Source organism: Oligoflexus sp. (genome assembly GCF_035712445.1).
Classification (GTDB): Bacteria; Bdellovibrionota_B; Oligoflexia; order Oligoflexales; family Oligoflexaceae; genus Oligoflexus.
The window spans coordinates 71,123-82,394 of record NZ_DASTAT010000099.1 but is presented as its reverse complement, the minus strand read 5'-3'; the positions used below and the strand labels follow the sequence as shown (position 1 = coordinate 82,394).

At 51.3% G+C, this 11,272-nt stretch carries 9 protein-coding genes; 1 reads left to right on the top strand and 8 read right to left on the bottom strand.

Going from position 1 to position 11,272, the window contains the following annotated elements; genetic code table 11:
- From VFO10_RS22045 to VFO10_RS22020, 6 genes are all read right to left on the bottom strand, one after another.
- Positions 1–1,027: ISL3 family transposase (locus VFO10_RS22045; protein ID WP_325144145.1), on the bottom strand; the 1,027-nt coding region annotated here is incomplete at its 3' end.
- A 54-nt stretch (positions 1,028–1,081) separates the two neighbouring features.
- A complete protein-coding gene (locus VFO10_RS22040) occupies positions 1,082–2,650 on the bottom strand; it encodes a hypothetical protein (RefSeq protein ID WP_325144144.1) in 1,569 nt (522 codons plus the stop codon).
- Positions 2,651–3,011: 361 nt separating this feature from the next.
- On the bottom strand, positions 3,012–4,961 hold the full coding sequence (locus tag VFO10_RS22035) for a hypothetical protein (RefSeq protein WP_325144143.1): 1,950 nt from the start codon (positions 4,959–4,961) through the stop codon (positions 3,012–3,014).
- Between the two features lie 249 nt (positions 4,962–5,210).
- Positions 5,211–6,404: a hypothetical protein gene (locus tag VFO10_RS22030; RefSeq protein ID WP_325144142.1), complete on the bottom strand. Its 1,194-nt coding sequence runs from the start codon at positions 6,402–6,404 to the stop codon at positions 5,211–5,213.
- Between the two features lie 72 nt (positions 6,405–6,476).
- Positions 6,477–7,115, bottom strand: a complete 639-nt coding sequence (locus tag VFO10_RS22025) for a LysE family translocator (RefSeq protein WP_325144141.1) — start codon at positions 7,113–7,115, stop codon at positions 6,477–6,479.
- Between the two features lie 17 nt (positions 7,116–7,132).
- Positions 7,133–7,744, bottom strand: coding sequence for a glutathione S-transferase family protein (locus VFO10_RS22020; protein WP_325144140.1), 612 nt, complete (start codon positions 7,742–7,744; stop codon positions 7,133–7,135).
- Between the two features lie 295 nt (positions 7,745–8,039).
- Between VFO10_RS22020 and VFO10_RS22015 the strand changes: the two genes are divergently transcribed.
- On the top strand, positions 8,040–8,783 hold the full coding sequence (locus VFO10_RS22015; RefSeq protein WP_325144139.1) for a hypothetical protein: 744 nt from the start codon (positions 8,040–8,042) through the stop codon (positions 8,781–8,783).
- 12 nt (positions 8,784–8,795) lie between these two features.
- Here VFO10_RS22015 and VFO10_RS22010 read toward each other — a convergent pair whose 3' ends face one another.
- Positions 8,796–9,884: an aldose epimerase family protein gene (locus tag VFO10_RS22010; protein ID WP_325144138.1), complete on the bottom strand. Its 1,089-nt coding sequence runs from the start codon at positions 9,882–9,884 to the stop codon at positions 8,796–8,798.
- A 138-nt stretch (positions 9,885–10,022) separates the two neighbouring features.
- On the bottom strand, positions 10,023–11,129 hold the full coding sequence (locus tag VFO10_RS22005; RefSeq protein ID WP_325144137.1) for an agmatine deiminase family protein: 1,107 nt from the start codon (positions 11,127–11,129) through the stop codon (positions 10,023–10,025).
- Between the last annotated feature and the right edge of the window lie 143 nt (positions 11,130–11,272).

The window sequence follows — 11,272 nt, the reverse complement described above, 5'->3', positions numbered from 1 at the left end:
TCATCAGTGTGGTTCGCAGCTTTTTCGCTTCTGAAATTGAGGATCGCCCCATTCTGAGCAGCAGTCTTCCCAGCGCAGATCGTGCTCTGTGATAGCCTCTGATTTTGTAGAAGCGTCGAATGGCTTCCTTGTATTCATATACTTCACGAAGATCAGGATGGAAGTTCAACCACTGAATCACAATCCGGCGTTCATGACTCTCAAGATCCTCAGCATTGCGCAGAAGAAGCTTGCGCATGGGATGACTGCGCTTGTCACCGGTAATGCGTTTGCGAAAACGATTGACCAGTTTTGTGAAAAGTCTTTGAACATGAAATCTGTCAGCCACAATACTCGCGTTTGGAAAATACTCTCTGCTTAGCGCGCGATAGACCGGAGAAAGATCCATCGTGACAACGCGAACATTGGAGCGGCCGGGCAGCTGCTTCAGCGGTTCTTCAATTTCGCTCCGGGAGCGGCCTTCCAATAGATCGTAAACTCGCCGATGCGTGTGATCGACTATGATGGTCGAATATACCGTTGCCTTCCCTTTGGGCTTCCGAAGGGAATGCTCATCAATGCCGATGACAGGAGGAAGCGGATAGAGCCGCTTTCTGCGGCGAAGTTCGAGGCGCTCATATGTGGCTCGATAAACAGTGTCTGAAGAGCAATCATAATGTCTTTGAACCCGCGAAAGATCATGAAAGTTCTCCGCCGCCCAGCATATTGCTGACCGAAGACGCTCGGTCGTGCGCCGGCCTTTGCCGATTCCTGAAACAGGCTCAGTGAAAGGCTTTTTACATTGGCTGCAGTAAAATCGACGTTTGTCGATGAGAAGAACAACAAGCTTGTTGCGAAGAGGTTCATCCTTAATGCGGACCAGCCGATGGTCGTAGACAGAGTGGGAAGGGTGAGCGCATTTCGGACAGACCTCATGCGTCGAAGTTTTCTTACAGAAAAGACCCAGGGTCCGATTGCTGAGTTTTACCGATTTCACAAGTTCCAATTCAGGAAGAAGAACGAGTCGTGCTAGTCTTTCCATAGACATAGGCGCCCTCCTGGCTTTTTGATTCTGGCGAACCAAAATCTACGGCAGGTTTGCCTATGTCCCTATTTTATTTTTGGAAATGACCCACCACGAATCGAGAAGACCCGTTCTTCCACCGCGAAAGGAAGGGAGCTTTATTGGACCTGAAGCAGCTGAACCAGCCTCTGGGTCGATATGTAGAAATCCTGGCTGTTGGGTCCTGTCCAGCTTATCCTGGGAAGCGTTTTCGTCGATTTGGATATTGTGATCTATAAGCTCTTTCCGCTTACGCCAATCAACACAGAACTTTTTACCGTAATATTGCTCGTCGCAAAAACCTTTCTTCAATCCAGCCTCTGCATCGCGCTTCTTTTCAGCATCCGACCGTGGATCATCGCCTTCGGAAAAATGTTTATTGCTCTTCTCCTCAGCTTTATCTGCCAATCCTTGAAATATACAAGTCTTCATTGGGTCAGCATCTAGAGTATCCTGGGAAAAGTTAGCCCACATTTCCCCTGGACGACTTGGGGATGGTTCACCTGCCCAAGTTCCGTGGTCGGTGGTTTTCATAGAGTCGGACGGAGCTGGGGAAGTATCCTTTGAGGAAGGATTTGGCGTCGGGTCGTTGTCAGAAGTCCTCTTACCACCTGTGCCATCTTGTTTTTTACTCGGCGTGCTGTCTTGAGCTTTTTTGTCTTGAGGTGCAGGACCTTGATAGCTGGTGTTTGTAATCGTATATGGTGCTGCGGAAGTGCAGTTTTTTTCATGTGTGAAGCAAATAACATCAGGATTTGCGTTCACAAGTTGCGGGTTGGCGTACCCTATCGGATAAAACTTGGCCTTCAGCTCGTCGATTTCCTTTTGAGTCAAAGGCCCCTTTTCAACCGAGGAACCTTTATCAGTGCTACCCTGAACGCCTGCGTCCCCACCAATTTCCACACTTGCAACACCCGCGCTTACACCAACCTTGCCGTTGACGCCTACTGAACCTCCAGTAGTTGTAGAATTGGAAGTGGTCCTGGAGTTGGATTCTCTAAACCTCTTGGCGTTTTCTATTTGCATAGCGGCCCAAGTATTCCCTGCACCCTCACGAGCTTCTTTAGTCCAGTCGTGACGGTGCTCACCATCATCAGCAGATTTGCGATAGTCTGTGTGCCAAACTCCGCCACCTCCAGGTGTAGACCCCAGAGAGTGAGATATCGGTCCAATATTTTGCAGGTTGCTTTGAATCTCACTCAGGCTATCGAGACAACCTTTGGCTTCATTTACCAAGCCTTTAGAGATAATATCGGACGCACAACTTGTTGGGTCTTGATAGCCACCAGCCTTACAAAATGCAATGGCTGCGACACGATCGGATTCAGGAGCGTTCGGGGTTTTCGCTCGCAACCCTTGAGCTTCGGGGCTATCTGAGTAGCATTTTTCTGGCTCATCTGAGGTCGACTTTATAACGTTTGTAGTGCCGGAAATACCAGAACCGCCAATGGCACTGAAGTCAAAATCACTCTTGAAATTAGGGTCTGACTTAGCCTGTGCTTCAGCTTCTGCACTATCGTCGCAATCGCTGTAGTAGATCATATGGGCGTCAGCCTTGGAAGCCAGGCACGCCAAAAGAGTTAGACAGGTAAGTCCCTGAAATTTCATAATGACTCTATTCCTTTTCGATGAATTCAGCCACCCCCTCTCGTAGCCCGAATCAGACGTTTTGTCAACGACAGGAACAAAGGATTTGCGTTCCGTAACAGTCTGTAATATTTATCAAAATAACGTAAACTGCATGTCTTTTTAAATATCGTTCTCAGCTCTGATTTAGGTTGCGTCGGTCTTGCTGCACACTGTCATGCCCCCTTGCTCTTGGGGAATGGAAGTAGCTGAAGGTCTCCATTATGCCGGTCTGCAAAGTTTCAGCAGCCCTTGCCAAGCTTCATGCCTCTGAGCTTTTCCGTTACTTCTCTGGCCTTAGCTTCGGCAGCATCACGAACCTCCCAAGCTCAGTGTCCTTCAACTACTTCACGCGAATCGCTGGTTGCAAAACGGATAGGCCTCCGCTGGTCGCGACGTATGTGACGTCTCCTGACACGTGAACGCTTCGGATCCAATTGGAACCAAGACCGTCAGCAACTGTTTTATGCGTCCATGTCTTCCCTTCATCTGACGTATAAAAAAGTCCATTGACACAGGACACATGCAGAGTCGAGCCTGAGTGAAAAATCTGCCAAATTCGTCCTCGCTTTGCATCATCGGGCAGTGCTATCGCAGTCCAGGTCTCTCCGCGATCGGTTGAGCGATAAATCTTCTCACTGGTCGCTATATAAATGGAATCACCGCTTGTGGTCACGTCGGTCACTCCAAGTCCTTCAAAATAATCAGCGGATGATTTCACGACCCAGCTGCTGCCCTGATCGTTTGAAAGGGACAGCCCCTTGTCGCGGGCTAGAAAAATCATGGTTTCAGTGACCCGGACGTCGTTGAGTGAATTCCCATCTTCCCCTTCATTCATAGGCTTTTTGAGCCACGTTTCCCCAGCGTCTTTGGAAATAGAAACACCAGCCTGGTGCATGGCCACGATAAGCTGCTTATGGCTGGAAACTTTGAAGACGTGCTCGTCCAAAAGCCCATCAGTCACTGACTTATTGGTCATAAACCTTCCGCTCATACGCGAAATCGACAAACCGCCCATTGTTGCTGCATAGACATTTTTTCCTTCCACTGCCAGGTCAAGCACAGTATCGCTGCCTATTCCGCCCAGGAATGCATGCGTTGTTCGCCAGGTGGCTCCTGAATCTTCAGAAATGGAGAATCCATTATCGGTGGCGGCGTAGACTGTCGTGCCTACGGAATACACATCGTTGACCCCCAAACTGCCAAGAAGATTTGCTGTGGTCGTATTTTTAAAGCTGACCGCATCGTCCTCAGAAAACGATAGACCGTTATTCGTTGCGACATAGATCCTGTTTCCGGTGAAGTGGAGTGATTCCAGGAGTGCTCCTCCCAGCCCATCTCCAACATTGCGATTAACCCATGTTTTGCCGCCATCCTGAGAAATATAGAGGCCGGCGTACGTTGAGACATAGATCCTGCTGTTGTGAACAATCACATCCTGAATTCTGTTCGCGGCAATGGACGCTGGATCGCCTCCTGGTTGCAGGCTTTGCCAGGTTTGACCTTTATCCTTCGAAATGGAAAGTCCTGCAAACGTCCCAGCCAAGATCATGGAATCATCAGCATAAACACTTTGGACTTCATAATGAGCGAGCCCATCGGCATCGGTCTTTCTGATCCAATTCTGGCCTCCATCGTGGGACATATGGAGACCATTCGCCGATGCCGCATAAATGCTGTCTCCGCTGACAAAAATCCTATAGACCGATCTACTGTTTGGGATAGCCTTTGTTGTCCAGTTCTCGCCTAGATCATCCGAAAATGCATATCCACCAAAAAAAGCAGCATAAATTCGTGATCCAGAGCGGAAGAGGTCATGGACGTCAGACCATTCGGTCGCGGGGGCCAGAGTTTTGGTTCTCCAGGTCTTCCCCCCATCGTCTGAGATGGACAAACCTGCATTCGTGGCCACAATAATTTTCTGTCCTTCAGCATAGACATCGCGAGCATCATTGCCGGAAAGACCATTCGAGGTCGTTTTCGATTCCCAGGTCTCACCTGCATCGCTCGAAATGGACAAGCCTCCATACGTGGCTGCAAATAATCGTGAACCATCCGAACTTACATTTTGGACATATCTTCCAGCTAGAGACGAGTAGGTTTTTCCGTTTTGCGGCAGAGTCCAGAACCTGGTTCTATCAACAAGCTGATTATCTCCATCTGCGGAAGGAGCAGGCGGATCTTCAGAGGCATTAACAGGCTGGTTATCCGAATCTTTTTTCGCGCATGAAAAATTCACTAAGTTCTGAAGAATCAATGCTGTAAGCAGGGCAACCTGGCTGATATTTCTCATGGCTGATCACTTATCCTTGAGCTTTTGTTGGCAAGTTTATTCGTCCACCACAGTCCAGGACAGGCCTGGACACGCGATATTGCAATAATGGCAACTTGTTTAAATTGTCGTTATTATTGATTTTTGTAAAGAGTGGATGATCAGGATTTAGGCGCAGGTCAGAGAAAGTGACAGCTGGAATGGGCCTTAATGCAGGAGCCGAGGAAAGCGATCCTCGGTTTCGCCTGCGAACAATCGACAGTTCCGTGTTCACGGAATGGTGCAATTCCTGTCTTTGACAAGTTGATTGGTAAAGATATTGACGTTGGTGCAGTCGTCGTCAATAAATGCAATCCCATCAGCAAACTGAAGAATGCGGTTGCGGGATGCAAACGTGCATTTCAAGCTCGCTTTTGATAAAGGCTTGCCATTGGTTTCGAGCGACATAAGAAGCGCGGCATCCAATGCTCTATTTGCCGGTGTGGCCGGGAGCAGTCCCAGTTCCGTGAGCGAATTTCGCGTCAATGGATCGGGATTCATAGGGTTTCGCCCACAGACGAGTCCGTAATTGCCTGCTGCATCGGCCAGAGCTTTGGGAAGATAGCAGCCCTGGGCAATGGCTTTGTTGTAAGAATAAACATTGATCGTGTTGCCACCCACAAATTGATAGATGACACCGTCAGGAAACGCGTAAATCATGGGTCGCACGGCCCATGTGCAGGCATGGGTAGCCTGAGTAATTTTTTCTGCTTTCAAGGTGTCGGCAGTGAAATTTGCAGGCAACGGCAGGTTGGAGCCCAATGGATACCCGAGGCTTTTCAGGGACGTGGTGCCATCCCAGGTCTGGGTCGTTTTCAAACTGGCAAGAAAGGGGTTTTTAAAGTCATCATCCAGGGTGCAGCCCGCCGAGAAAATGAAATTGGTAGGAAAAGCCCAGTAATTGATGTTGTTTTCAACTTCTGACCAGTAGACGACAAGGTCGGTGAAGTAGCTGATATTGGGATAGCGGGCGAGATTACGGCTATAGTAATGACACGCGTGCATCGCGGGAGTGATCAGACGTCCATACTTTTTCAAGGCTTTCGCCAAAGCCGCGCCTCCTTGGGTTTCCGCTGTCATCACGGAGGATATCCCGAGGCACGAGGCTGTCACCGGAGGTTTGCATTGGCTGCCGATTTCAGGAATCATGACTGGGGGCGCATCAATTTTTTCGACTTGAATGGGCGGTGCACTTTCCACTTCGCTGCTGGTTACTACCTGTTCAATTTCCACGGCAGCAGCTGTCTCGGCGGCGGTTGAACGGGGAATAACGACCGAATCCGGATTCCTTTGTGCACTGCTGAAATCTTGTGAAGTCCCCACGACATCCGAGGGCTCCAACTGAGAGCGGCGATTCATGGATTGACTGGTCGATTTGCAATAGGTGACGAGAAGAGCAAGGCAAAGCAGGCTTTGAAATCTCACGTGATGACCTCGTGGGAAAGTTTTTCGATATTCTAAACCAGTTGAGGCGCTATAACCAGTTGAGTTGTCAGCCTACGCCTTGCTCATAGCTAAACGCATACCAAAACCAATCAGCGCCAGACCTGTGATGGATTGAATCGCTGTTTTGAACAAAGGCTTTGTCAACTGCGTGCGGAAATAGGCGACGAAGGAGCCAATCAAACAAAGCCACACAAAGCTCATGGCGATGTGGACAGTGGAAAGCAGAATGGATTGGATAAGGACATGGCCTTGAACGTTCACGAATTGGGGCAGGAACGTCAGGTAAAATACGGCAACTTTAGGATTCAGGATGTTCGTGAGAAGACCGTTTCGAAACTCGGCAAAAGCGGAGAAATCCGCCCGATCCGATTGTGGGGCATCCAGGTCTTCTTCTGTGGTCCCATGACTATGAACTTCAAATAAGGCCCGGGCACCGAGATAGATGAGATATCCGGCACCAAGCAGCTTGATGAGGTGATAGAGCTGCGAAGACTTCTGCAGGATCGCCGAGAGTCCAAGCGACGACATCGTTGCGTGAAACAGAAGTCCCGCGCAGATCCCGAGAGTTGTCATCACAAAGCTTTTGCGCGGCCCGCCCAAAGAACTCTTCAGGACCAGCGCGGTATCGGCGCCGGGAGTGATCGTCAGAAGAAAGCAAATCAACATGAAGGTCGTGTAGGACTCATGCATCGCAGCTCTCCTGTTTCTCAGAATACTTTCGCCCGCACAGCGGCGGGGCGCGCCATGAGGCGTTTCATATAGTTTTGGATCGGTGGATTGCCAGCCATAAGCCAGGGCTCCGCTCCGGGGATCACAGCTCCTAACATGATGTCGGCAGCTGAAAATCCGCTGCTCAGAATATAGTCCTGTTTTTCCAGAATGGGATTCAGGAGCTTTTTGAAAATGGTGCACTGCTCTTCGACGAAGGCGTGGGTCACCGCTTTTTCCTCAGGAGTGCCCACGTGGGTAAACATACGCGCCACCACGCATTCCAGGCTGCCTGTTGAGAACGTCATCCACTGATTATAGAGCGCCCGTTCCTGGAAGTTTTCCAGCCGCGGGCAGAGCTTTCCGTAACCATAACGGTCCGCGAGATAAAGGCAGATACCAGCCGATTCATGCACAACGATGGAGTCGTCCACCAGAGTCGGAACGCGGCCCAGGGGATTCAGGGCGCGATAGGCCGGAGTATTCAGCTCGCCGGCGGACTTCTTCAGAAACACATCGGTATAGGGGAGGCCAAGCTCTTCCAGCAGCCAACGCACGCGATCACTACGGTCCTGATGAGCCATGCAGTAGATTTTGATGGAGGAAGTCATGCTGCTCCTTAAGCGCGGAATGGGTGGTCCCCACATTCTATGCGGAAAATGGAATGCGATCCAGGAATTGTCCCGCCGAGCGGAAAAAAATGGTGGAGGGACGTAACATCCAGGAGCCAGACGCCCCCCCCAGGCTGGCTTGTCGAAATTTTTGACAGCCGCATAGCCTGAATTTCACTCCATGATTGCGGGTTTACCCGGCGCTGTCACGAAAATCAGGATAATAGCCTTTGGATTATATGGAGTAATCATTGCAGTGGAGAAACCAATTGGTGCTGCGCTCTTGGAGTTGAAAATGAAGAAGTATCTGCCGCTCGGAATGATCGTACTCTCCCTGTCCTGCTCTGTGGAATCCCAGAAATCCAATCCCAATTCCGTTGTATCGACCCAAAGCAAATGGGCCAACCCCAGTTCCATTCCCGTTTGTATTATGAATCGGAAAGACATTTCGGATGAACTGCTCGATGATTTAAAAAATCATGTGACCACCGATTACATGACCAAGGCGGGCATTGGCCTTGTCGGTTGGGCGGAATGCCAGCCGAGTGAAATGAATGCGCGCGTAATTCGCGTGACCTTCAATCTTGTGCATAATTGGAAAGGCAACAGCATCGGCGCCGGCGGTGGACTATCCATGGTCGGCTCGGCGCCTTATTCGTGCGGCGGCGATTGTCGCGGAGGTACCATGCGGCTTGATATAGGTTCTGAAGGCACGTATCCCGCCGCCGGAACCTGGGCCCGGAACTTCGCTGTAAGCCAAACGCGGGCGACGGCGGTGCATGAGTTTGGTCATGCGATGGGTCTTCTGCACGAGCATGAGCGCAGCGACGCTCCCGGTTGCGGGGACTATGATCGTACGATTCAGAATGGTGATCGGAATGTATTCGTAGGTGAGTTCGATGCCAACTCGATTATGAACTACTGCCACAATCGAGATCTTACCACTTTATCGGAAGGTGATGTGGCGGGACTCCAATACCTCTATCCCCAGCTGACGAAACCAGCTGAGGAGACACCGAGCCCAGCTCCTGCTCCATAAACGCGCTATTATTCAGGCGCCTGGAAGATCCTCGCGCCTGCCTACCCCCTTCTCTATATGCAAGAACTTATGAACCGTACTTGACCCAAAAACCTCCCCAGGTCTTAGGATCGTCGACGGAAAATTCGGATGGTGGACCGAGTCGGGAAAGTGCTGCGTTTCCAGGCAAAAGGCCGCGTGCTTTTGATAAACACGCCCGTGTTTCCCGGTGATGCTGCCGTCCAGGAAGTTCCCGGAATAGAACTGAACCCCGGGCTGCTTGGTCCATATCTCAAGGATGCGGCCGCTTTGAGGGCCGCGGGCGCGCGCGGCGAGTTTCATGGGACTGGTTTTGTCGGCGAGGACATAGTTGTGATCATAACCGCCGGGTTCCCCCTGGAGCTGATGGATACGGGAGCCGATGGTTGCGGGCTTTGTGAAATCCATCGGAGTGCCCTGGACCGAGGTGATCGCGCCGGTGGGGATGAGGGTGGCATCCACGGGCGTGAAGTGATCAGCGGCCAGCATCAGTTCGTGATCAAGGATGCTGGGCGAGGCATCAAGGTTCCAATAACTGTGGTTGGTCAGGTTGATGGGAGTGGGCCTGTCGGTGCGGGCCTCATAGTCGATCGTGAGAGTGTTATCCTCGGTCAAGGTATAGATGACTTTAACAACAAGGTTTCCAGGATAGCCTTCCTCTCCATCGGGACTTCGATAGGTGAATTGAAGGGCCGCTGCACCCTTCACCGTTATGGGCTCGGCCTTCCAGATGACCTTGTCAAAACCTTTGATGCCGCCGTGCAGACTGTTTGGTCCATTATTGGTAGCCAGGGTATAGGAATGCCCATCGAGCGTAAAACGCCCCGCGCGAATGCGATTGGCAACGCGGCCGATGATGGCTCCGAAATAAGGACTTTGTTCGAGATAGCCTGTAAGATTGTCAAATCCGAGCACCACATCCGCTGTTTTACCCTGAGCATCCGGAACCCAAAGTTCCGTGAGGGTCGCACCGAAGGTGATGAAGCGAGCCACCATCCCTTCTTTATTCGTGAGTGTAAACTGATGAACAGCTGTGCCGTCTGGAAGTTTCCCGAATTCTGCGGATGAGTTTGATGGCTTCACGACGCGTCCCCTCATAAGTTCCAGCAGTCCTGCTGACCATAACGGGGACGGGGCCGCGCGTAAATACCCATATATGCCTGCGTAATTTCACGCGGAGGAAGCGCCTGCAGCCGACGACTGCAGGCGTGAGGAAGAGAATTAAAGACCGCCGACCGCAGGAATTTCCTTGGTCGTGCAGTGAATCGCACCCGCGGCGCGGATGGGATCATCCGAATTCACAAAGACCAGCTTGTGATTCGGCAGAGCCTGGCCATAGACACGGCGGGCTTCCGCTTCATCATAAGACTGATAGCTGGGGATGATAACGCTGTTATTGACGATCAGCGAATTGGTGAAGGTGTACCAGACGCCACCGCTGGCAAAGGCCTGCACGCGATAAACCGTCCAGTTGCGGCCGGGGGCACACTCGGAATTGCTGAAATACTGGGTCGCCGTTTCAAGAGCCGAGGCATAGGGCTGCGCGCTGCTTTTCGCGATCAGCACTTTGCAGTCGTCCAGAATCTTCGCAAACATATCTATATGTCCTGTACCATCCGCAGGCTGTCCGGGACGGCTGGCGGCATAGGGCAGGACATGAATTTCCTTCACACCGAAATAGTCCTTCAGATACTGGTCGACCTGCGACCGGCTTATCTGGCTGTTCCATTCATAGGTGCGTTCGGTCATGTAGAGATGGCCGCGACGATCCACCATCAGGTTCCCGCCATCGAGGATGATGGGAGCTTCATAGTGCTCCATGCCGAGATAATCAGCAATGCGAGCAGGAACCGCATCATCGGCTTTGCGATAGGCGTAGTGGCGATAAACAGTATCGACGATGGCCAGCTCGCCGGTTTCCTCGTTGATAGCCACAGGCCCAAAGTCGCGGGACCAGATGGTGTTGTAAGAAATGTTGAGCGAGCGATAGCGACTGCTGTCCAGACCCGAGATGCTGGAGGGGCCGCCGAGGACATAAGCTTGCGCTCCTGCGTCCACCACAGCGCGTGCGATACTTTGAATGAATTGCGGGTAACCCGCATAGGTCATGACCACTGCTGACATCGGCTCATATTCGGCCGGCAGACGAAGACCAGAAGCAGGTTTTAAGCCAGCACGAAGGGCTGGAAATTCCCAGTCGGCAGCCGTTGCGGACTGCAGTTCGGCGGGAGTTGCATAGTTGGGAAGAGGGCTCGTGACTTCAGCTCGCAAGGGAGACGCTGCTGCAATGATGGCTGTCCAACTCAGGAGACCAAGAAAATTCCTCATGCTCGCATCCTTATTTTATGGAGACTTTAACCGCTGTAGCCTAGGCCACTTGCCCACAAAAGTGCACAGAAGATTGAGGGGCTGGAATATTTATCAACGCGACTATTTGCCTAGGTCACATGGCAAAAGGGTTCCTGTGATTT